The organism is Streptosporangium sandarakinum (assembly GCF_013409935.1).
In the GTDB taxonomy this organism is placed as follows: Bacteria; Actinomycetota; Actinomycetes; order Streptosporangiales; family Streptosporangiaceae; genus Streptosporangium; species Streptosporangium nondiastaticum.
This window is the reverse complement of record NZ_JACCCO010000001.1, coordinates 2,906,393-2,925,390: the sequence shown is the minus strand read 5'-3', so window position 1 is coordinate 2,925,390 and position 18,998 is coordinate 2,906,393. Positions and strand designations below refer to the sequence as shown.

Annotated in this window: 25 protein-coding genes and 1 pseudogene; 5 read left to right on the top strand and 21 right to left on the bottom strand. The window is 67.7% G+C overall.

Going from position 1 to position 18,998, the window contains the following annotated elements; all coding sequences use genetic code 11:
- Window positions 1-56: 56 nt before the first annotated feature.
- The 16 genes from HDA43_RS13065 to HDA43_RS12990 all read right to left on the bottom strand — a co-directional run bounded on the left by HDA43_RS13065 (window position 57) and on the right by HDA43_RS12990 (window position 10,630).
- Window positions 57-1,235 carry a DUF3631 domain-containing protein gene (locus HDA43_RS13065; RefSeq protein WP_179820258.1) on the bottom strand — a complete coding sequence of 393 codons (1,179 nt, stop codon included), beginning with the start codon at window positions 1,233-1,235 and terminating at the stop codon, window positions 57-59.
- Between the two features lie 33 nt (window positions 1,236-1,268).
- A complete protein-coding gene (locus HDA43_RS13060) occupies window positions 1,269-2,180 on the bottom strand; it encodes a bifunctional DNA primase/polymerase (protein WP_179820256.1) in 912 nt (303 codons plus the stop codon).
- 5 nt (window positions 2,181-2,185) lie between these two features.
- A complete protein-coding gene (locus HDA43_RS13055; protein ID WP_179820253.1) occupies window positions 2,186-2,572 on the bottom strand; it encodes a hypothetical protein in 387 nt (128 codons plus the stop codon).
- A gap of 87 nt (window positions 2,573-2,659) precedes the next feature.
- Window positions 2,660-3,466, bottom strand: coding sequence for a deazapurine DNA modification protein DpdA family protein (locus HDA43_RS13050; protein ID WP_218911707.1), 807 nt, complete (start codon window positions 3,464-3,466; stop codon window positions 2,660-2,662).
- Entirely contained in the window at window positions 3,463-4,155 is a 693-nt protein-coding gene (locus tag HDA43_RS13045; protein WP_179820251.1) for a beta clamp domain-containing protein, read from the bottom strand. The genes HDA43_RS13050 and HDA43_RS13045 overlap by 4 nt, the downstream gene beginning before the upstream one ends.
- A gap of 304 nt (window positions 4,156-4,459) precedes the next feature.
- Window positions 4,460-6,613: a P-loop NTPase family protein gene (locus tag HDA43_RS13040; RefSeq protein ID WP_179820248.1), complete on the bottom strand. Its 2,154-nt coding sequence runs from the start codon at window positions 6,611-6,613 to the stop codon at window positions 4,460-4,462.
- Between the two features lie 56 nt (window positions 6,614-6,669).
- Complete coding sequence (locus HDA43_RS13035; protein WP_179820246.1) at window positions 6,670-6,978, bottom strand: hypothetical protein; 309 nt, start codon at window positions 6,976-6,978, stop codon at window positions 6,670-6,672.
- Window positions 6,975-8,240 (bottom strand): SPFH domain-containing protein, encoded by a 1,266-nt coding sequence (locus tag HDA43_RS13030; protein WP_179820243.1) that lies wholly within the window; start codon window positions 8,238-8,240, stop codon window positions 6,975-6,977. Before HDA43_RS13030 ends, HDA43_RS13035 begins: the two co-directional genes overlap by 4 nt.
- The gene (locus tag HDA43_RS13025) at window positions 8,237-8,434 is read right to left on the bottom strand and encodes a hypothetical protein (protein ID WP_179820240.1); all 198 of its coding nucleotides are present in this window, start codon (window positions 8,432-8,434) and stop codon (window positions 8,237-8,239) included. Before HDA43_RS13025 ends, HDA43_RS13030 begins: the two co-directional genes overlap by 4 nt.
- 15 nt (window positions 8,435-8,449) lie before the next feature.
- Entirely contained in the window at window positions 8,450-8,617 is a 168-nt protein-coding gene (locus HDA43_RS13020) for a hypothetical protein (protein WP_179820238.1), read from the bottom strand.
- A complete protein-coding gene (locus tag HDA43_RS13015) occupies window positions 8,617-8,763 on the bottom strand; it encodes a hypothetical protein (protein ID WP_179820235.1) in 147 nt (48 codons plus the stop codon). The genes HDA43_RS13020 and HDA43_RS13015 overlap by 1 nt, the downstream gene beginning before the upstream one ends.
- Before the next feature lie 3 nt (window positions 8,764-8,766).
- The gene (locus HDA43_RS13010; protein WP_179820233.1) at window positions 8,767-9,114 is read right to left on the bottom strand and encodes a WhiB family transcriptional regulator; all 348 of its coding nucleotides are present in this window, start codon (window positions 9,112-9,114) and stop codon (window positions 8,767-8,769) included.
- Between the two features lie 139 nt (window positions 9,115-9,253).
- The gene (locus HDA43_RS13005) at window positions 9,254-9,898 is read right to left on the bottom strand and encodes an NUDIX domain-containing protein (RefSeq protein ID WP_246423973.1); all 645 of its coding nucleotides are present in this window, start codon (window positions 9,896-9,898) and stop codon (window positions 9,254-9,256) included.
- A 5-nt stretch (window positions 9,899-9,903) separates the two neighbouring features.
- Entirely contained in the window at window positions 9,904-10,119 is a 216-nt protein-coding gene (locus HDA43_RS13000; RefSeq protein WP_179820228.1) for a hypothetical protein, read from the bottom strand.
- Between the two features lie 85 nt (window positions 10,120-10,204).
- Entirely contained in the window at window positions 10,205-10,366 is a 162-nt protein-coding gene (locus HDA43_RS12995) for a hypothetical protein (protein ID WP_179820226.1), read from the bottom strand.
- 123 nt (window positions 10,367-10,489) lie between these two features.
- Window positions 10,490-10,630: a hypothetical protein gene (locus HDA43_RS12990; RefSeq protein WP_179820223.1), complete on the bottom strand. Its 141-nt coding sequence runs from the start codon at window positions 10,628-10,630 to the stop codon at window positions 10,490-10,492.
- A 387-nt stretch (window positions 10,631-11,017) separates the two neighbouring features.
- Between HDA43_RS12990 and HDA43_RS12985 the strand changes: the two genes are divergently transcribed.
- Genes HDA43_RS12985 through HDA43_RS12975 form a run of 3 tightly spaced genes read left to right on the top strand, consistent with a single transcriptional unit; the run spans window position 11,018 to window position 12,241 of the window.
- On the top strand, window positions 11,018-11,347 hold the full coding sequence (locus HDA43_RS12985) for a hypothetical protein (protein WP_179820221.1): 330 nt from the start codon (window positions 11,018-11,020) through the stop codon (window positions 11,345-11,347).
- On the top strand, window positions 11,340-11,891 hold the full coding sequence (locus tag HDA43_RS12980; RefSeq protein ID WP_179820219.1) for a hypothetical protein: 552 nt from the start codon (window positions 11,340-11,342) through the stop codon (window positions 11,889-11,891). Before HDA43_RS12985 ends, HDA43_RS12980 begins: the two co-directional genes overlap by 8 nt.
- 29 nt (window positions 11,892-11,920) lie before the next feature.
- Window positions 11,921-12,241: a hypothetical protein gene (locus HDA43_RS12975; protein ID WP_179820216.1), complete on the top strand. Its 321-nt coding sequence runs from the start codon at window positions 11,921-11,923 to the stop codon at window positions 12,239-12,241.
- A 16-nt stretch (window positions 12,242-12,257) separates the two neighbouring features.
- Here HDA43_RS12975 and HDA43_RS12970 read toward each other — a convergent pair whose 3' ends face one another.
- The 3 genes from HDA43_RS12970 to HDA43_RS12960 all read right to left on the bottom strand — a co-directional run bounded on the left by HDA43_RS12970 (window position 12,258) and on the right by HDA43_RS12960 (window position 15,223).
- Window positions 12,258-12,812, bottom strand: a complete 555-nt coding sequence (locus HDA43_RS12970) for a hypothetical protein (RefSeq protein WP_179820214.1) — start codon at window positions 12,810-12,812, stop codon at window positions 12,258-12,260.
- Window positions 12,796-13,788 (bottom strand): DUF4747 family protein, encoded by a 993-nt coding sequence (locus tag HDA43_RS12965; protein WP_179820211.1) that lies wholly within the window; start codon window positions 13,786-13,788, stop codon window positions 12,796-12,798. The genes HDA43_RS12970 and HDA43_RS12965 overlap by 17 nt, the downstream gene beginning before the upstream one ends.
- Window positions 13,789-14,272: 484 nt before the next feature.
- Entirely contained in the window at window positions 14,273-15,223 is a 951-nt protein-coding gene (locus HDA43_RS12960) for a tyrosine-type recombinase/integrase (protein ID WP_246423972.1), read from the bottom strand.
- Between the two features lie 169 nt (window positions 15,224-15,392).
- Between HDA43_RS12960 and HDA43_RS34330 the strand changes: the two are divergent.
- Window positions 15,393-15,626: pseudogene (locus HDA43_RS34330) on the top strand (2'-5' RNA ligase family protein); the annotation flags it as partial.
- A gap of 750 nt (window positions 15,627-16,376) precedes the next feature.
- On the top strand, window positions 16,377-16,604 hold the full coding sequence (locus tag HDA43_RS12950; protein WP_179820209.1) for a hypothetical protein: 228 nt from the start codon (window positions 16,377-16,379) through the stop codon (window positions 16,602-16,604).
- Window positions 16,605-17,552: 948 nt separating this feature from the next.
- On the opposite strand, the gene HDA43_RS12945 is transcribed toward HDA43_RS12950, so the two are convergent.
- Entirely contained in the window at window positions 17,553-18,050 is a 498-nt protein-coding gene (locus HDA43_RS12945) for a hypothetical protein (protein WP_179820207.1), read from the bottom strand.
- A 193-nt stretch (window positions 18,051-18,243) separates the two neighbouring features.
- Entirely contained in the window at window positions 18,244-18,729 is a 486-nt protein-coding gene (locus HDA43_RS12940) for a hypothetical protein (RefSeq protein ID WP_179820204.1), read from the bottom strand.
- Between the last annotated feature and the right edge of the window lie 269 nt (window positions 18,730-18,998).

The window sequence follows — 18,998 nt, the reverse complement described above, 5'->3', positions numbered from 1 at the left end:
CGTCCCAGGCTCATTTCCGCAGCTCAAGCCTGGGACGGCTTTTTCGGTGGGACGGCTCAAGCCGTCCCAGGGATCGGAGCCGTCCCGCTCTGACCTGCACTGATGATGCTGGGACGGCTGGGACGGCTCCCTCGGGTGAAGGCGAGCACATCGGCCTCCGGAACCGGGTCGACGGCGGGGCAGTAGCGCGTCCAGGCGTCGGTGAAGTCGGCGCGGTGGTAGCCCTTGGCCTGGGTGCCGTCGGGGAAGCGGATGTTGGCCGAGCGGATGTCGTACTCGCGCAGGATCGCGCCGAGCCGCATCGCGGTCAGTCCGGTCGGCCCGTAGTCGGCCCATGGTGCTTCGGGATCGGCCTTGAGGCGTTCCAGCAGGGTCGCGGTGGGCAGGGCGGTGTCGGTGCCGAAGGCGGTGCGGCAGTCGGTCAGCAGCCGGATCCGCGGGGAGGGCTGGCCGGACTCGTCGGCCTCGGCGGTCAGGGCCAGGACGGCGGCGCGGGCGCGCTCGGGCCAGTGCCCTGCGGCGTGGTCGGCGACGGCCACCAGGGGTTCCCAGGTGTCGGCGGCCCGGTCCTCCACCGGCATGGCCGGTTCGGCCTGCTCCAAGGTGGCCAGGTCGGCGCGCAGCCAGGCGGCCAGGTCGTCGGCGAGCTGGCGCAAGGGTGGCCGGTCGCGACGGTGCCGGTAGGGGGCGACGGTCTCGCCGGGGCCGCGCCGGCGCATCCGGATGACGACGGCGCGGTCCTCGATGGTGTCGGGCATGGCGCCGATCCCGGCGAGGGCGGCCATGGCGAACGTCGGGATGGACTCCACCCGGTTGGCGTTGGCGTCGTAGCGCTTGGCGGGCCGGTTGCGCTGGTGTCCGGCGTTGAGCAGGCCGCGAAGGTCCTCGTTGCCGTCGGCCTTCGGCCCGAAGATGGTGTCCGCTTCATCCACCAGCATGGTCGGCGGGTCATCGCTGATGGACCGGTAGACCGCGGCGCTTGAGCTGTTGACGGTGATGAACGGGTCATGGCAGGTGGCCTCGACCACGTCCAGCAGCCGGGACTTGCCGCACCGCTTCTCGGGAGCGCGGATCACCAGCCGGGGGGCGTGCGCCCAGGCCGGTTGGGCGTGGGTGGCGGCGATCCACAGCGTGACCGCATCGGCGGCCTCCGGGCTCGGCAGGATGACGTAGCGGGTCAGCGCGGCCAGCAGAGCGTCCAGGAGCAGCGCGCCACGCATGGTGTGCTCAGACATCGGTTCAGCTCCTCAGGTGCGTCGATCGGGTGGTCATGCGGCCACCGTGCGGGGTCGCTTGGCGCCGGCTCTCAGGCCGGAGGCGATGGTGCGCAGGGTCTCGGCGCGGCTCAGCCCGGCATCGACCCCCTCCTGTTCCAGCAAGGTCGTCACCTCCGTCTCGCCGAGTGCGCCACCGGCGACCAGCTGGCCGAGGGCGATCGCGGCCAGATAGAGGGTGCTGTTGCGCTGGCCGGTCGGTGCGGCGGCCACCCGGTCCAGCTCGCGGGTGATGGCCGCGTGCAGGTAGGCACCCCGGCGGGTGTCGGGCAGGCTCAGCCGCACGGGCGTCGGCGCCGGACGGGGCGGGGGTGCAAGCAGCTGGAACAGGAAGGGGGGCAGCGGGGCCGGGGGCGCGTTGTGCAGCACCTCATAGGCGCCGGTGCCGTCTAGCCGGTTCACGTGGCTGCCGGGGCCGAGGACGTAACCGCCATGGGCGCGGGTGTCGATCAGCCAGCCCAGGCCGTTGCCCTTGTCGCCCTCGGTGTTGCCCAGCCGGGCCCCGTCCGGGGCGGCGAAGTACAGGTGGGTGCCGCCGCGGCGGGTGCGGACCTGGAAGGTCTCCAGCGGCAGCGGCTGGCCGGCGCGTTCGCAGATGACGGCCAGTACGTCGGCGCCGTCGTTCACCCCCGGCAGGTCCCAAGGGGGCGGCGGGCGAAGCCCGTCCTCGTCGGGTTTGGGGGTGTCCAGGTCGATCACGACCAGGCCGGACGGACCGCAGGCGATGCCGATGTTGTACGGCGCCCGCGACCAGATGCGGCGGATCTTCTCGGGATCGGCGGTGGCCTTGGCCTCCCAGTCGGTGAAGCCCTTGACGGGTGGCTTGTCGCCGATGGCGATGGGGAAGATCGCCCAGCCGCGGGCGGCAGCGGCCAGGGCGTAACGGAGCCGGTCGGGGACGCTCATGACGGTTACCACGCCGCCCCTGCGGTGTGCAGGGTGCTGCCGTACTCCACGACGGCCGGGACGGGCTTTCCGGTGGCCTGGTGGTCGGCGGCGTGTTCCTGGGCTGCGGTGCGGGCGGCCGGCATGCTGCGGTAGTTGCTGCCGGTCCATGGGCAGTCGCCGCACCGCCAGGCGTAGTCGTCGCGGTGCGGGTTGTTCCAGATGTCGATCCCGAACCCGAACACGATCATCCCGGTGGGGATGGGGACGGTCGCGGCGAGCCGCTTGAGGAGGTCGGTCACGGCCGACGGCTCGCCGTGGATGGCCCGATCGAAGTGCTCGCGGGCGGCGGGAAGGTCGCGGTCGTCGAGGGCGTCGAGGATGTCCTCGATCGCCTGAGTCATGGTGCTCATGGGTTTCCTTCGGTCAGCGGGTGGTGAGCGGGAAGACGTTCCAGTCGCGGACGGCGGCCAGGGCGTAGCGCAGGGGCGAAGGTGTGGTCATGCGGCGTCTCCGAGGTAGTCGAAGAGGTCGGCTTGGTGGCCGCGTCGTTTTAGGCCGGTCAGCAGGCGGGTGCGCCAGGTGGTGGCGTAGCGCAGGCAGTTGGCGCAGTTCTTGTGACCGGTGCAGCCCGGCAGGGGTGGTTCGCGGCGGGCGGCGTAGCTCCAGGCCATGGAGTCGGCTGATGCCAGGTGTGGGCCGTAGCGGTGCAGGCCACCGGTCTTGACGCCGAAGCCGTGCAGGCGCAGCCCGGCGCGGGCCAAGGTGGTGACGATGGCTTCGATCTCTGCGGTGGACTGGCGGCGGCAGACCGAGCCCAAGCTGACGCGCGGCAGGGCGGCCAAGTCCACTCCGGCGGCCTCATACAGCCGCAGGCAGGTGAGGTAGTCGCTCAGCTGCCAGCCCTGAAGCACCGGAATGAACGGCAGATGTGGGGCGATTCGGCGCAGGTGTAGGTAGTTGGCGATGGTGCGGTGCTGGTGCTCGCGCACGCTCAGCCCGGTGCGCTGGAGCATGAACGGCTCGCACATCCAGTCCTGCGGTGCAGCGAAGTCCAACTGTCCGATCTGCTCGTGGTAGCGGGTGACCGCGGCGGCGTACTGCTCGGGGCTGGTGATCCATCGGCCGTGCAGGCTCAGCTCGGTGAAGCCGCCGGAGTCCAGCGCCCACCGGGTACGGGCCGGGCGCAGCGTGGCCTTGCGGGCCAGCTGGCGGTGGCTGACGAACAGCGGGAAGTCTGCGGTCCACAGCCAGTGCGGTTGGTGGGCGCCGAGGTAGAACACCGGCGCCGCGGTCATGGTCGTCATGCGGCGACCTCCCCATCGGCGGGGGCAGGCAGCCAGGCGGTCAGCGGGTCAGGGGTCTCGGCGTGGGCCCTCGTCAGGTCCATCGCGGAGATCAGGCCGAGGAAGTGGGTGCCGCAGGTGATGAGCATGCAGCGCCCGGCCGGGCGGATCTCCAAGGGGGCGCCGGTGCGGGTCGCGGGGCGGAACCGGGCCAGGTAGGCGGCGTTCAGGGCCACGCCGTGCGGCGAGGTCAGCACCGGGTCAGGCGTCAGGCGGGCGCGCTCGGCTATCCAGGCGCGCCAGTCGGACAGCAGCGGGTGCTCGCCGCTGGCCGGGAGGCGGTAGCTCAGGGCGGGTTCGCTGGTCTGGTCGATGCTCAGGCCGTCTGGGGTCAGGCGGATCGTGAGGGTGGCGCGAAGCTTGATCTGGCGGAGCACGGCCTGGACGGCGCGGGCGGGCAGGGTGAGCGCGAAGTGCCCCCAGGTGGTCGGCAGCGGGTGGCGGACGATGCCGAGGGTGTAGCGGTCGGTGGCCAGGACGTGTAGCCAGCCGTCGGTCACGTCGAGGGTGAGCATGGTGATCGGCGGGAGGGTGTCGTCGGTGCCGGCGTGCGGTAGGACGGCGTCGAAGATCTCACGCAGCTCGCGGCCGGTCAGGTCTGTGGTGACCTCGCGGCGGCGGGAGCGGGTGGTGGTGGTCGGGGTGGACATGGATGTCTCCTTGACGGTGGTGATGAAGATCGGTGAAAGGTGGCGTATGTCGGGCGCGCACAGGTGGCCTGATCGGGTTTCCCGGGGCGTCTGTGTGGTGACGGAGCGGAGTCAGGTCGCCGGGCAGGGAGGCGGAAGGCCCCGCCCGCGAAGCGGCCCCTGAGGGGGTTCCAGGGCCATGCCGGGAGGTGCCTCCCTGCCTCCCTGAAGAGGTGTTTGCGCTGGTGGTGGCCAGGGAGGCGGGGCAGGGAGGCGGTCAGGGAGTTCTCCCTGCCTCCCTGAGGGCATCCCTGACGGCTTCCCGCTACTCAGCGTGGTATTGGCGGTGGTTCTGCTCGCGCTGGGCGAGGGCGGTCAGGATGCGGTCGCGGCTGATGACCATGCGGCCGTCGGACTTGTACGGCTCGGCCCCGGACCCCTCCAGAACCCGCTTCAGGTCGGCGAAGGTCCACTCCCGGTAGGTGCCGGGGTTGCGCTCGGTCAGGCGCTGCAGAACCTCCTGGGTGGGCATCCGCGGCGCGTCCCCCAGCACGTCGGCGATGTCGGCGTAAGGGTCGATCTGCTCCTCGGGGACCACGCTGGCGCGGGTGGTCACGTTCTTGCGGTGGGCCTTGGCCCGGTCGGCGACCTCGACGGCCTCCTCGTCGGAGATGTAGTGCGTGCGGATCGTGATCGACGACTGGCCCGTCGGCAGCGTCAAGCCCTCGCCGTTGCTGACGAGCGTTCCCTTGTCGAGGCCCTGCCGCAGCAGGTGAGGTGACGCGCCGCCATCAACGGCCTTGTCGCCCAGCGCCATACGCGACTGCGACTCGGTGCCGACGGCCAGCGACGTGCGGATGTGAGCGCCCTCGCGGACGAGGACGGGCAGGTTTGCGTCGGTGGGGTTCTGCGTGCCCTGCCACAGCAGCACGTCCACGGCCCGCCCCTGGTTCTGAAGCTTCCGGGCCGCCATGAAGTACCGGGACGTGGCCTTCGTCCCGCCGTAGGGCCGGCCGTCCTCGCCCTTGGCCGGGCACATGAACGCCACCTGCGCCTCGTCCACGATCAGGATCAGCGGGGCGAACCGGGTGCCGGGCTTGGCGAGCAGGCGCCGCTCCATCTCCCGCACGCCCTCCTCGACCATCTCCGTCACGGCTATGACATGCTCATCGGTCGGCCCCTGGATCAGTACGGTGGCCAGGCCGTCGAACATGGCCCAGTCGCCTACGCCCTTGAGGTCACCGATACGGAACTCCACCTTCGGGTCGAAGCCCAGCCACAGCGCCAGCGCCCGCAGCGAGGCGGTCTTGCCCTGGTTGGACAGCCCCGTGATCAGCAGATGCCGCTGATACAGGCTGATCGCTGCGGCGTCCCCGCGCAGGTCTTGGCCCCACGGCGCCCGGCCGCTCTTGTAGTCGGCCTTCATCTCCGGGTCGGTGACCAGCGGGGACGGGCCGATCGGCTCGTCCAGTGCGCCGGAGTCGGCGATCCACAGCCGCACCGTGCGGGCGGCCTGCGGGATGGTGATGAACAGTTCGTGCTCGTGGCGGCCGAGGTTCTCCGCCAGCTTGCGGCGCCGCTTCTGCACTTCGTCCGTAGAGGAGCCCGAGGGCAGGGTCACGTCCACCTCGACACCGCATCCGGCGATGCGGATCGGGCTGAGCATGGCCGCACCGGCGTCGCCCATCTCCTTGATGGCCTTGCGCAGCGGGGCGTAGTTCAGGTCCCGCAGGGCGGTGACCACGATGGACGGGGTGATCGGAGCACCGGTGTCATCCCGGCCGGCGCCGCTGGCGGCCAGCCAGACGGGCGTGATGCCGCGGCGGCGGCCTTCCCGCCAGGCGGCCAGCAGCAACGCGGCCGGCGAGCAGACCAGCAGGGGCGTCCAGACGGCTGCCACCACCTGGAAGATGCCGCGGACCAGGGCGCCGACGGCGCCGAACACCGCGCCGAACTCACCCACCCCGGTGGCCCACACCGCGAGGCTGAGCAGCAGCAACAGCACCAGCGCGCCGACCAGTGAGATCCCGAGGAACTTCGCGACGTTCAGGGCCGTCAGCGGCAGGTCCATGAGACGGGCGTGCCGCTGCTGGACGGCCCGCTCCTTGCGCTCGACCCACTCGGCCAGCGCATCACGGTCGCCCATGGCTTCGGCCGCGCGGATCTGCTTGCGGTAGACCCCCAGGGTGAGCGCGTCCCAGGAGCGGATCAGCCACGAGTGCCAGCCCTGGCCGATGGTCAGGGAGGTGCGCAGCACCGCCCGGACGATGGCGGCGGTCTGCTCGGCATCGCGCGCCGCGATGACGCGCCCGGTGATCCGCATCGGCAGCGGCGCGACGTCGGCGGCCTGCGTGGTCTCCGGGCGGGGCAGCAGCGTGCCCTCCAGCGCGGCGGGAGCGGCATCGGCGCGGGCGGGAAGCGGAAGCGGCGGCGCGGCGTCGGCGTCGCGCCGCTGGGGGAATCGGACGAGGTCTCCCATGGCGGCACCACCTTTCAGCGGTTCGGTGAAGTCAAAGTTGGGGTGGGGGCGGGCGCTCATGCTCGGCCTCCCGCCATGCGGGCCATCCGGACCGCGCGGCCGTCCATGGCCAGCAGCGTGGTGAGCGCGCACGCCGTCCACGACAGGCCGGCCAGGGCCAGCCACAGGGCGGTACGGGTGGCGACGGCGGCGGCGTACAGCGGCACGGCGAGGAACACCCCGGCCAGCCAGCCCAGGCAGCCGCGCGGTGTGGCGGTGGCGAGGCAGGCGGCCACCTGCGCCGGGGTGCGATCCCCCGGGCGCGGCTCGGTGATCGACCCGAGGACGAGAAGCAGCAGGATCAGGCAGACGGCGAGCGTGCTCATGCCGCGACCTCCTCACCGTGCTCAGACGCGGTTGCGGCGAGGGCGGCCCGCACGCGCTTGGCGCGCTCGAACCCGATCCCCAGAGCGGTCGCCACCTGCCGGATGGACGCGCTCTCGGCGAGCGCATCCGCGTCCATGAGAGCGGCCAGGCGCTGGGTCAGCTCCTCATCGGTGACCGAACGGGCAGGCACGCCCTTCAAGACCGGCGGCAGCGCCGCGCCCTTGTTCGGGCGTGCTGCCGGGCGCACCGGGCGGGGCGCTCTCAGCGTGGCCGATCCCCCCTGGCCAGCCCCGTTTCGCGCGGTGCCGCGCGCCCGTGCCGATGCGGGGGCCGAACGCGCGATGATCGGCAGCAGCTCCCGCCCGTCAGCCGAGATCGGCCACGCCAGCGGGGGGCGCTCTGGAGTGCTCTGCGAAACGGCCGGGCTCGCGTTCTCGTGCGCGGCGTCAAGCGCAGGTGAGACGGGCGGGCGCAGGTCCATCTCCGCCAGGCGCGGCACCCGCTCCCCGCGCTCGTCGTGCCAGGGATCGGCGTGCGCGATGCTCGCGTCGATGACGCCTATCAGGTGCGCGGTCCCCGCCGCTCCGAACGGGCCGATGGCGTGCGCGATGATCGCGCCGACCACCGCCCAGCCGGTCGGGCCACCCTCGCCGGGAAACGCGCTGATGACGTTGAGGATCACGCTCGTGCCCAGGCAGGCGACGGCGATCCACTCGGCGGCCTCGGCCAGCCGGCCACCGGAGGCGGCCAGGCGGGCGCGGGCGATGATGACCCAGGCCACCGCGCCGATCAGGACCGGCTCCAGCAGCCACAGCGCCCACCACATCGCCTCATCCGAGCCGATGGCCATCAGCCGGGCCGCGCCGCCCTGTACGCCCGTGGTGGACCAGGCGGCGAACCCCAGCAGTACTGGCACGAGGACCTTGAGGTTCAGGGTCCGTAGGCGCTCCAGGCGCAGCGCCCTGGCCTCGGCCGACTGTGACAGTCCGGCAGAGATGCGGATGCGCTCTCCGGAGGTGAGCGCTGCCCGGTACATGCGGGCCAGCTCCGCATCGGCCTTGGCGGACGCCTCCCGCTCGGCGCGGGCCAGCTCCTCCAGGCGTGAGCCGACGGCGACATCGGCGCGGGCTCGCTCGTGGGCAGCCTGCGCGCGGGTGCGGGCCAGCTCGTCGGCGCGCCGTACTTCGGCGGCCTGGCGCTCACGGCCCAGGACGCCGGCCAGTTCCTCGGCGGACATCTCAGCGGGAGTGTGGCGGCTCATCGCGCACCTCCCGTGCGGCCGTGCCGCCGGTCGATCAGCGCGAAGTACTCCTTCGTGCCGAACTCGGGGCAGGCGCACGGCGCTTGCTCGCACAGGGCGCAGCGGATCTGGGAGACGTCGATCCGGCCGGAGGCGTAGGCGTCCAGGTCCGGCGACCAAAGCACGCTGCTCTTGCGGTTCTTCTTGCTCGTCATGGCAGTCACCTCGGGTCAGGGCGTGGAATGGGCGAGGGTGCGGCACAGCCGGCAGGCGGCCGTGCAGCGGATGCCGTGGACGGGGCAGCGCGGGATCGGGCGGGCGGCGGTAGTGCCGCAGCGGCGGCAGCCGATCGGACTGTGGGAGCGGGCGCCGCAGTCGGTGCAGGAGAAGCGGGCCATCACCGGCCACCTCCGCACGGGGTCTGCGTGGCCGCGGCGCGGCAGCCGGAGCAGGCGTGGTCGTAGCCGAGGGTGTGGACCGAGCAGCGCGGCAGGTCCTCGCTGCGGTGGCGGCCCGAGCACAGCGGGCACTGGTAGCGGCCCATGAGCTAGGCCACCTCCGCCAGCGCGGGGAGGACGTCGGCCAGGTGGCCGATCTCCTCGGCGGTGTGAGTGGCCCACACGCCGGTGGCGGGGCGGACGGTCAGGGCGTAGGCCAGGCACAGTGCCCGCACCGGGCACGGGCCGCACACCTCGCGGGCGACCTGGACGCGGGCGGCGCGCTCCTCCTCGCTTTCCGGGTGGTCGGGTCCGGCGTGCAGGTCGCGGTCATAGCGGCATTCGCCGGCCTCGGCCAGGACGTTCCAGGCGTCGGCCGGGTTCAGTTCCTGGGTGCTCGCGGTCCCCGGCGGCAGCCAGGTGAGCCCGTGCTGCGCTCGGGTGGATGAGTGGGACATGATGGTGGAACTCCTTTACCGGGAGAGGTCGGGGCGGTTTCGGACTTGGCGGTTGGGAACCGCCCCGGCGTGATAGAAGCGGAGCTGACTGCTCCGGGCACCCGCCCGACCACATAGGCCGGGCGAGCACCCGCAGGTGTCAGCCGAGTACCTCGGCGAGCATGGCCTCGTGCGCGCGGAATACCGACGCCTCGTAGACGTCAGCCAGGTGAGCCACCAGGGCGGCGTAGGAGTCGGCCGGTACCCACGCCGCCCGCCGGGCGTCGTCAGCTCCTACCACGGCGGGTAGCTCGGCGACGTCGCCCAGATCGGCCATGGCGGGCCAGGTCACCATCCACGCTTCATCGCTGGCCCTCGGGTCCGGCACGTACCGAGCCGGGAGGACCTGCCAGGCGGCGCCCTCGATGACCAAGCAGGTCTCCTCCTCCAGTTCCCGGATCGCAGCGCTCAGCGAGTCCTCCCCCGGGTCGAGGCAGCCGCCGGGGATGGCCCAGCCGTGGTTGTCGTCCCGCTCCACCATGAGCAGCCATCGGTTGCCGGCGTGGTCGGCGGTGACGATCGCGTCGGCCGCCTGCTTCTCGCCCCAGTGGCCGAGTTCATTGCGTCCACGCTGGATGCTGGTCTTCTCGCAGGGGTTGACCGGGCGGCCGTCGATGACCTCGAACGGGATCGCCGCAGTGATCTGCCGGGCGGGCCAGTCGATGCGGCTTGGGTCGGTCTCCGCCTCGGCCCAGCCGTCCCGGACGCCGATGGTCAGCACGTCGGGGTGCGTGTACTCGGTCATCGTCATCACCGCGGCATCCGGATGGTCAGCCCGCCGCGGACCTCGTCGGCCTGGAGACCGACCCGGGCGTTACCGGACCGGACGTTGGTCACGGTGCCGGAGGCGGCCCCCCTGGGGGGAGTCAGCGTCGTCGGCTCCTCGCCGGAGTCGACGACCCTGCCGACCTGGACGGCGGTCCAGCCACTGGTGGTGACGTTCGTGGTGCTCTTGCGCTTGCTCACGCTGTTGCTTCCTTTCGGGGTGACGGAGCTGGCTGCTCCGGGCACCCGCCCGACCTCGGGGACCGGGCGAGCACCCGCAACGCCGCTACGCGCGCTTCGGCTTGCTGACCAGGAACCCACCAGGCACCTTCACGGCCGTGGTGCCGCTGGCGTCGCGGTGGACCAGGTGCCGGTCGTTGTCGCGGTCGCAGACGAACAGCTCCTCTCCGTTGGCGAATGAGCCGCCGCACTTGTCGGTCTGAGACATCGCTCTCTCCTTACTTCCGGGAGTGGTCGTGGTTGATCGGGCTGGAGCTGATCGCTCCGCAGACGCAGGTGTGGAGCGGCTTGCCGGGCGTGATGTCGTTGGCCCCGGCCGGCCACTGGCCTCTCATCGGGTGACCTTGCTTGCGCCGGTGGAGCCCTGGCAGATCGGGCACGGGTAGGAGCCGGAGCCGGGGTTCCAGATCTGGCCGTTGCGGCAGTCCGACGGGCAGCAGTCCGACTTGGCCGCGGCGAACGGGCGGGTCATGATGGTTGTGCTCCTTTGCGGGAGTGAGGGGCGGCCCTGCGTCTTGGCGGATGGGGGTCGCCCCGCTTATGTGAAGCGGAGAAGTCAGCCCAGAGCGTTGGCGAAGGTCATCAGCGCGTCCGCGACCTTGGCCGCGCCGTGCGTGGCGCTCGTGACCGCAGCGGCGGCCTTCTCGGGCTAGGTGACGATGTAGAAGGCCGCGAGGGCCATCAACAGGGCAGCGATGAAGCGGCGGGGCTTCGGGGTCGGGATCACAGTGCTCCCTCCAAGTCGTTCGTCTAGGGGGTGCTACACGAACGACCGTACAGAGCCCCCTGCACGAACGTCAAGGGGGTGCTACACGATTTGTGTAGGGGGTCCTTGACGAAGCGGCGTACGCTGGGTCTCATGACAGAGGAGGATGCGACCAAGGCCGTCGCCGCTGCCCTGGCGGCTCTTGAGCGCGACTCCGAGGCGGCAGCGGGCGCCGTTCGAGAGATTGGCGACCCCAACCAGGCGTTCCAGCAGGCGACAGAGCTGGTAGAGACCCTGCGGAAGCTTTACGAAGCCTCCGCAGACCTACGAGCTGAGCAAGCGGCTCGAATCTTCGAGACCGAACGCATGTCGCTGGCTGGCCTCGCCGACCGGATCGGAGTGTCCAAAGCGAGGGCGGCTCAGTTGGTCAAGACGGCCAGGAGCGTAGGCCGGCCGAAGACATCGGAGGATGAACATGTCTGACCGCGCAGGGGTCCGCGTAGAGGTCTGGCCGGTGACGGCGGACGCTGTCGGGCTCTGGCTGATCAGCGGGGCCGACGCATGGCGCTCAGGCCCCATCACCCAGGACAGCGATCCGCACACCACTGTCGAAACGCTCCTTGCGGACCACTCGGCATCGGCCGACGTGACGCTCCTGCACTCCACCTCGTGGCGTGCGGAGGACGGCGATGTGATCCTGACGTACGTGGCCATCGTCGGCTGCTCAGACCTGGCCCGTGAACAGTGGCCGGACGCTTCGCCGATCAATCCCGCACTGCCCGATGCGGTCGGTAAGCCCATTCCGGTGGAAGCCACCGAGGCGCCGATTCCCCGGTACATCGACGTGCTCATGCATGGACTGAGGCACTTGCGGTTCCTGCTTCACACCGACTCCGCCGCGCGGTCGGCGCTGTGCGGCCGGTGGAAGACGCACCTTCAGGCGTTCCTCCCCGCCCTGGCTGGCATGTACGACCACGACCGCGGAGAGGCACCGATCACGCTGCCTGACGCGAGCGTTCTGTCCTGAGCGGCACGAGCACGAATACGGAGGTAGCCATGGACAACCAGCAGAAGGCGCAGCAGCGAGCCTACGCAGCTCTTGGAAGGCTTCTGGGGCAGGCAAACACGGAACGGCTTCCGGCTATTTCATGGACCATCACGGATGGTGGTTCTGGTCCCACGCTGGTGGGGGAATGCAATGCGGCCGATCCCATCCAACGCCAGGATGATTTTGAGGCATGGCGCAACGCTCTTGGCGCGGAAGCATGGCCGCACGGTATTCGCAGAGGGAGCGGTGTGCATCTCCACTCTGCAATAACTGATGAAGAAGGCGTCTCCATTAGCCTCGCGGCTGATGTCTTGGACGAAGAGATGTAAGGAGGTGTTGGAGGGCTTAGAGGTCTTTGTCCCGGTTGGGTTTGTCTATCATCCGCTGCATCTGCTCGATTTCGGCCACCTCTGCCCTCGTTACTCCATGAGCTAGGACATTCCGGGAGATCGCTACTATCTTCAACAGTACAAAAACAAACATCGTTCCTATTGCTACAAAAAATGACTGCTCAAGAGTCGCGGGAAGATGCGATGCTGTTGACCGGTAGGCCACTGCTCCAATAACGGCACCAACGTTAAATCCAATGTTCACCACGAACGGTGCAAGAAAGATCCTCACCCCGCTAGGGTGTGTCTTCAGTTGAAGCAGATAACTGTCTGAAAATAAAGTTATTACTAAAGCGAATGCGGCGACCATCACTCCTAAGAGCGCCCCTATGAGAGTTAAGAAGTCGCCAGCAATCACGACGCGGTCGGCTATTTTTGTTGAGGGAATTAGTAGGCCGCACCCGAGGCCGCCTAATATTAGGGCGAATATCCCCTCGATTCCTATCAGTTGTCCAGCTGGCATGTCTTTGGCATTTTTCCAAAAGCCGAAGTCGCTACGATTGAGGTTCACCTAACGTTCTCCTCTCTGCGGATTGCGACTCCCTTCTGCGTGCTGCTCGGGCATGTCTCCTACGCACAACCTCTAGTACCTCTTGTGCGGTCTCTATCCAGTTGGGGCCAAGTTCTTCTGTTGTTTCTCGGGCGACCTTCTCTCTCTGATCGTATTTGGTCTCCCTGCCATTCCTAATTCCCTTTGCTGTTATGTATCCGAAGCCGTTTGCGCTCATCGCGATGTGCGCTTTCACGCGTTCGTCTTCTTCGATGTCAATAAGACCTTCACGTTCGTCTGCTGCTTCCATGATCTGTTTGAGAAGGCGTGCTTTGTGTCTCTCCATCTCTTGCCAGACCGAACCGAACTCGTCTAGTCCATCCGGGTTGGGCATCCTAGCCACTAGATTAACCCGCTGAACGGACTCAACGCTGTGCAGCCAGTTTATGAAATCTATCTCATCTAGTATGGGCTCTACTGACCATTCAGTGGACGGCCAATCTCGCCTCTCTTCTCCTTGTCGAAGCAGTGTTTCAAAGACTAGAGAGATGGTTTTCTCGGTGAACGTTGGATGTTTTAATACACCTAAAATCCGACTGGGGCTATGAAAAATGAAGGGTGCTCTTGCGGATATCTCCGAAGATTCTACGGAGTCTATCCAAGTCTTTGTTACCGGATCAAATTTATCTGTTGTTCGCTCGCTAGACCTGTGCCACCCAATCTGACCGGTAAGAACCGTTTGATCGTCCGAGATTGTCTCATTCCCTAAGATCCAGTCGCGAGCGTTGGTTTGACGCCCTGCTGTCACTGACTGGCCGAAGCTAAGGACTTCTGAGATGTGCACCATAACCGAAGAGGGCTGTTCAGCACCAAGAGTCTGATTTGTCCTGGGTCTCCGATTTACCCGATATAAGAGGACTGTTCCTATTTTTCCTGTGAACCATGGTTCTGGAGCCCTGTGCCCCTGAACTTCTCCGGATGGTGCCACCCGAATCACCACCTCCACTATGCCGCCGACTGGTACGTAACTGTGTTACATGACGTTCGTGGAATGCAACTAGTTGTCACTTGAGACCAAGAAGATCACTCTGATGTGAGCGTTGCGTCGGATGCGCGTCGCCTTGGTCGTTCCGGGAAAGAGAAGACTTAGCTTTCTGCAGGTCAGAAGCTATGTAGAGGAGCCATCGGCAGGGCTCTGTAAAACCGTCGGCTCAGCCTACGCAGGTTCAAGTCCTGCACCTGCCACCAGCCAACTGGCAGCTCAGAGGCCCTACGGGGCCTCTTTTGCTTTTCCGGGCCATGCAGCCGTGTGCCGCTCTGAGCCGCCGCCTGTCGCCGGTCCACCAATATACGTGCAATGATCTTGGCCGTGTTTCCCCAGGTCGTGCCGGGCTTTTCGGTCGTCTTGGAGACGGGGACCGGCCCCGAAACGCCGAAGGACCCCGGAGCGCTTCCGGGGCCTTGGCCGTACGGCATGCGCCTCACGCGGTCAGCGCGTCATCGATCCGCTTGTTCGCCACGTCCTTGTGCCCGTCGAGGCACTTGGCGTAGACCCGTAGGAGCACATCCACGCTGTGCCCGGCTCGCTCCGCCACGTCGGGAGCCGAGACACCCGCGTTGAGCCAGAGCGACACCGCCGCGTGCCTCAGGTCGTACGGCCTGCGGGCCAGGGGGGAGGCCACCTGGGCGGGAGTGAAGGCCAGTCTTCGAGCTTCCTGCCAGACCTCGGTGTAGGCCGTCGAGGCGACCACTCCGCCGCGCTCGCTGCGGAAAAGGCGCCCATCTTCACCGGTGCCGTACTCGGCGATGTGCTCCCGAAGGATCTTGACCAACGTCGGCGGGATCGGCACCGGACGCACGTCGTCACGGCCCCGATGCTTGAGCCCGCGTTCCTCGTGGGCGTCCCCGCTGTCGGTCCACTGAGTGTTGACCTCCGGCCGGGAGACATCGACCGTCAGCCGCCCCCAGCCCTTGAGCGGCAGGTGGCAGTCCTGGATACGCAGGCCGACCGCTTCAGCCGGGCGCAGCGCCGCGTAGTACATACAGGCGAACAGCGCCATGAGCCGCCGGCCCCTGCCCCGGCCACCCACGTAGGTGACCATGGTCAGAAGTTCCTGGGCCTGCCGCGGATTGACCGCCACGCGAGGGTCCACGGTCTCGGTGACCTTGGGTGGTTTCCACTTGACCTTGTGCAGCGGATTGGCCGACAGCTCTTCCAGCTCCGCCGCGTACTCAAGAACGGCATGGAAGACGGCCCGCTTACGGGCGATCGTGTTCGGCGCCGCCGCCTTGCCGTCGAGGCGGAGGGCGAGCGCGTCAAGCGGCGGCGCTGCGCGCCGCCGACGGCCCTCCGCCGCCCGGGTGTGCGGCCTGGGGGTCGGTCCCGGGCGGCAGCGGCCCGGGCCGTTCGGTATGCGAGGCGACTGCGACATAAAGAGGTAGCAGGCATGCCTTGAAGCTTGAGATCATCCGACCATGTCGGACGGCACTTCAGGACAGTACCGAGCAGGCGAGACGGCCTTGCTGGCCGTGGTGAAGGAAGCTGAGCCAGTGGTCGGACGCTGGCGGTAGCGTTTTGATTCCTTCGCCTCGGCCGGGGTTCCCGCGCATGTGACGGTGCTCGTGCCCTTCCTGGACATTGATCGCATCGACACTGCAATGTTCGACGAACTCAGGGCACTGCTCGGCGAGCACAGGCCGTTCACTGTCCGGTTCGACAAGTGCCAGCGTTTCCCCGACGTGCTCTACCTCGCGTCGACACCTGACCAGCCCTTTCACGCCCTGACCGAGGCCGTCGTGGCACGGTGGCCCGAAGCGCTGCCCTACGGTGGATAGTTCACGGAGGTCATCCCGCGCCTGACCGTCGCCCACGGCCAACAGGCGCATGTGCTCGACGAGGCGGAAGCCGCGCTGACCGCACGACTGCCCATCACAGCCAACGTCACGTTGGTCAGCCTCTTCGTCAGCGACGGAGACCGCTGGCACTCACGTGCCGAGTTCCCGCTACTCGGATGATCTCTCCACCCGTACCTCATGGAAAAGATCGCCTCCGGCGGGGGCGCTCCGGCTCCGGGATGATCGCCGTTCGGGCCTGAGGTTCGTGGGTGGCTGAGGTGGAAGCCTGATCATCCCGCCCACCATCGACCCGGGACAAGCCGAGCAGACCAGGGCCACGGGGCCAAGGTCGTTCCTGCGGTTGGGGGCTCCACCTTGTCCCCGTGGCCCTGGCCCGCTTCCCCTTCGGGCGGGTCGAAGGCGGACGGGATGATCAGGCGGGCCGGGGTACGCGCGTTGCGCGAGAAATGCCAGGTCGCTGGCTGATCGTTGGGCCATTAGCGGGCCATTAAGAGGGGGACGAGGGGTCCGCCACGGTCACTCAGGACCGGCTCGCTGCCCAGCTCAGGGTTCCAGTAGGCCATGATCGATGCAGTTCCCAAGCTGACAGCGCGGGTTCGATTCCCGTCATCCGCTCCACGCGCGAAGGCCCAGGTCAGGACGCTGATCCAGACTCGCACCTTGGTCATTTTTAGGGCCATGTCCATGTCCCGTTGCGAGCGTTCTAACAGGCGGCACATACTGGTGGGGATGAAGTCAGCCAGCGGCGCGCCCCGTCGCCACCTGTCCACAAGTCCCTTCAAGCCCCCGCCCCCCGCCCCGCCTGCCGAGCGGTTCAGCGTGAACGACCAAGTGACCCATGATCGGTATGGTCTCGGCGTCGTCATCGCTGTAGAAGACGAGATCGCCGTGTTCATCGATTTCGGATCGCGGCAGCAACGAATCACTACACCGTTCAACAGGCTGTACAAACTCTGAGACCGCTGTCATGCGGGAAAGCACACAGCGCGAGCACATCCATGCCAGCGTCTAGCTCGGCCGAGCCGGCGTCCGCAGGACCGTGTGGAGACGTTCCTTCCTCGGCCCGGCCATACGACCATAGGCATGCCGCGAGGAAGCAGAAGCCATGCCCCGTGCCCGTTGCATGCCCGTCGGTGAGGAGACCATGAGGGACTCATAGGGAGCCGTGGCTACTCAATAGGCGTTGCGGGATATGCACGGGATGATCTCCGTCTTCGGCTGACCCCCGACGTCTCATTCCGCGGATCAGAGGCTACGCGAAGCCCATGAAGGGTCATCCACTTCTAATCCGATGGCCCTTCGTCCTCCTTGCCGCCCAGGTGTCTCGTGCTCGCCGAGTCGAGGGCGCCTGCGCCGTTGCCTCACGATCAGCTTCGCTGACCCTTGACACAGCGGTCCCGTCCTGGGAGGTCGACAGCTATGAGGAGGACGAAGCCTGGAGGCGACGGCCGAGGGCGCTTGCTTCAAGGGCGAGCCTTCCAGGCTCCGACCGCCAGCGCGATCGGGACCGTGACGACCTGGGCGACGTCCAAGCCCATCAGTGCGGCCAGGCGCAGATGCTCGAATTCATCGCCCCGCTGGATCTAGAAGAGGGGGATCAGCACGACTCCGCAGAGAAGCCCGATGGCCGAGAAACGGAGAAACAGCATGATCGACATGCTCTCGGATGGTGGACGGGACAGGTCAAGAGCTGGGAGGGAAGTCCTCGCCCGCGACATGTGCGGCCACCGCAGGGTCCTGGTAGGCGAGGATTGAGAAGTGCGCGGGACATATGCGGGATGATCTTCTGTGGTTGAGGTGCCGGAAGGTGCTCCCGCCCTGATCAGAGGCTCTGCCGCCATCTGGAATACGGCCCTCTTGAAAACCGCTGCCACCGTTGACCAGCAGGACGCTCTGCCGATGACCTCAGGCGCGAGAGGGCTTCTCGGGGCAGTCGATATCCACCCACGTGGCGGTCAGGTCCCGGCAGACCACCATGGTCGTTCCGGGCCGGAAGGCGATCTCGTGGCTGCATCCGTCGGGGTGCGGCAGGATCTCATCGAGGATCACCACGCTGCGCGGTTCGATCCCGGAGGGGGCGGCGATGTCGAGTCTGTAGCCCGTCACGCCCTCATAGCGGATGACGAGGTCCTCTTCGTGCTTCCAGCAGTTGTGCCGGAACGCGAGTTCCATGCGGTTCTCACCGCCGGTCTCGGCGAACGAGATCCGCTCCAGGTTGAGGTCCTTCACGCATCGCGGACCGTGGAAGTCGTAGTGCTGGGGATCTGCTGCGAACGCCCGAGCGCCCGCCGGCAGTACGTCGGCGAACTCGGGAAGCCGTTCCAGGTACTCGGCCGGGCTGATGACACCGTGAACGACACCACCGGGCAGGGTCATCGAGGCGTTGAGATCGACGTACCTCATGCGTCGACCGCATCCGGAGGGATGGCCCGAGTGCAACTGCTGCGGAGCCTGCACGGAACGATCTTCATCCCACTCACCGTCCCATAGCCCACAGCCGTAGGCCACCGCATTACGGAGCCCTCAACGACCGATCCGCCTCTGATCCGATGGTCGTGGGTTCGAATCTTGCGGGACGTCCGTTCCGCAGTGGTGGTCAGCCGGCCCAAGGGTCCGTCAGCAGCACCACACGGTCGGCCCGGACATCGAACCCGAGCACTGGACGGTCCGGGTCACCCTCCGGCGATATCAGCACCGGCTTGCCCAGCTTCCGCCCGATCTCTACGAAGAATCCGCACAGAAGGTCCAGCCGCTCCTGCCCCTGCAGCTCCCGCAGATCGACATCGAAGTCGATCATGTCCTCCGACAGAAACCGGAAGATCGCCAGCACATCCGGAGCCGGCCAGACGCGCAGGCTTGGGTAGTCGGCATCCGCAGGTAGGGACAACACCTGCTCGGCGTGAGGCAGCGGCAGGACGATGTCGCCCTCGGAGTACTCGCTCCTCCAACCATGGACCTCGATCAGATCGAGGACCGCCTGCCAGTCGTCGACCGAGGCATCCGCAACCCAGACATCCGGCAGGCTCCCCATCAGATCGGGGTCGAAGAAGCTCCTGACCTCATCCCACAGCAGATCCGGCATTCTGCCATGCTGCCTGTCGGAGGAGGCCGGCGCATCCCGCTGGGGCGGCTTGCCCGCGAGAGGGCCGGGCAAGAACCTGATCAACGTCCGCGGTCGGACCAAGCAAACCGGGTGATCCAGGGTTCCTGTGCGTCCGCTCCGGACAAGCCGTGATCGGCTCGTCGTACGACATATATGCAATGATCATGGAAGTCGTGGCAGGTAGACATGGCTGCGCCGCAGGTGAGAGGCCATATCTCGGCGGGAACGATCATGACTTGCAAAACCGT

Bases quoted from the DNA above. Each gene is read 5' to 3' on its own strand.
- HDA43_RS13065 (WP_179820258.1), bottom strand. From the start codon at position 1,235: ATGTCTGAGCACACCATGCGTGGCGCGCTGCTCCTGGACGCTCTGCTG.
- HDA43_RS13060 (WP_179820256.1), bottom strand. From the start codon at position 2,180: ATGAGCGTCCCCGACCGGCTCCGTTACGCCCTGGCCGCTGCCGCCCGC.
- HDA43_RS13055 (WP_179820253.1), bottom strand. From the start codon at position 2,572: ATGAGCACCATGACTCAGGCGATCGAGGACATCCTCGACGCCCTCGAC.
- HDA43_RS13050 (WP_218911707.1), bottom strand. From the start codon at position 3,466: ATGACGACCATGACCGCGGCGCCGGTGTTCTACCTCGGCGCCCACCAA.
- HDA43_RS13045 (WP_179820251.1), bottom strand. From the start codon at position 4,155: ATGTCCACCCCGACCACCACCACCCGCTCCCGCCGCCGCGAGGTCACC.
- HDA43_RS13040 (WP_179820248.1), bottom strand. From the start codon at position 6,613: ATGGGAGACCTCGTCCGATTCCCCCAGCGGCGCGACGCCGACGCCGCG.
- HDA43_RS13035 (WP_179820246.1), bottom strand. From the start codon at position 6,978: ATGAGCACGCTCGCCGTCTGCCTGATCCTGCTGCTTCTCGTCCTCGGG.
- HDA43_RS13030 (WP_179820243.1), bottom strand. From the start codon at position 8,240: ATGAGCCGCCACACTCCCGCTGAGATGTCCGCCGAGGAACTGGCCGGC.
- HDA43_RS13025 (WP_179820240.1), bottom strand. From the start codon at position 8,434: ATGACGAGCAAGAAGAACCGCAAGAGCAGCGTGCTTTGGTCGCCGGAC.
- HDA43_RS13020 (WP_179820238.1), bottom strand. From the start codon at position 8,617: ATGGCCCGCTTCTCCTGCACCGACTGCGGCGCCCGCTCCCACAGTCCG.
- HDA43_RS13015 (WP_179820235.1), bottom strand. From the start codon at position 8,763: ATGGGCCGCTACCAGTGCCCGCTGTGCTCGGGCCGCCACCGCAGCGAG.
- HDA43_RS13010 (WP_179820233.1), bottom strand. From the start codon at position 9,114: ATGTCCCACTCATCCACCCGAGCGCAGCACGGGCTCACCTGGCTGCCG.
- HDA43_RS13005 (WP_246423973.1), bottom strand. From the start codon at position 9,898: ATGACCGAGTACACGCACCCCGACGTGCTGACCATCGGCGTCCGGGAC.
- HDA43_RS12995 (WP_179820226.1), bottom strand. From the start codon at position 10,366: ATGTCTCAGACCGACAAGTGCGGCGGCTCATTCGCCAACGGAGAGGAG.
- HDA43_RS12990 (WP_179820223.1), bottom strand. From the start codon at position 10,630: ATGACCCGCCCGTTCGCCGCGGCCAAGTCGGACTGCTGCCCGTCGGAC.
- HDA43_RS12985 (WP_179820221.1), top strand. From the start codon at position 11,018: ATGACAGAGGAGGATGCGACCAAGGCCGTCGCCGCTGCCCTGGCGGCT.
- HDA43_RS12980 (WP_179820219.1), top strand. From the start codon at position 11,340: ATGTCTGACCGCGCAGGGGTCCGCGTAGAGGTCTGGCCGGTGACGGCG.
- HDA43_RS12975 (WP_179820216.1), top strand. From the start codon at position 11,921: ATGGACAACCAGCAGAAGGCGCAGCAGCGAGCCTACGCAGCTCTTGGA.
- HDA43_RS12960 (WP_246423972.1), bottom strand. From the start codon at position 15,223: ATGTCGCAGTCGCCTCGCATACCGAACGGCCCGGGCCGCTGCCGCCCG.
- HDA43_RS12950 (WP_179820209.1), top strand. From the start codon at position 16,377: ATGAAGTCAGCCAGCGGCGCGCCCCGTCGCCACCTGTCCACAAGTCCC.
- HDA43_RS12945 (WP_179820207.1), bottom strand. From the start codon at position 18,050: ATGAGGTACGTCGATCTCAACGCCTCGATGACCCTGCCCGGTGGTGTC.
- HDA43_RS12940 (WP_179820204.1), bottom strand. From the start codon at position 18,729: ATGCCGGATCTGCTGTGGGATGAGGTCAGGAGCTTCTTCGACCCCGAT.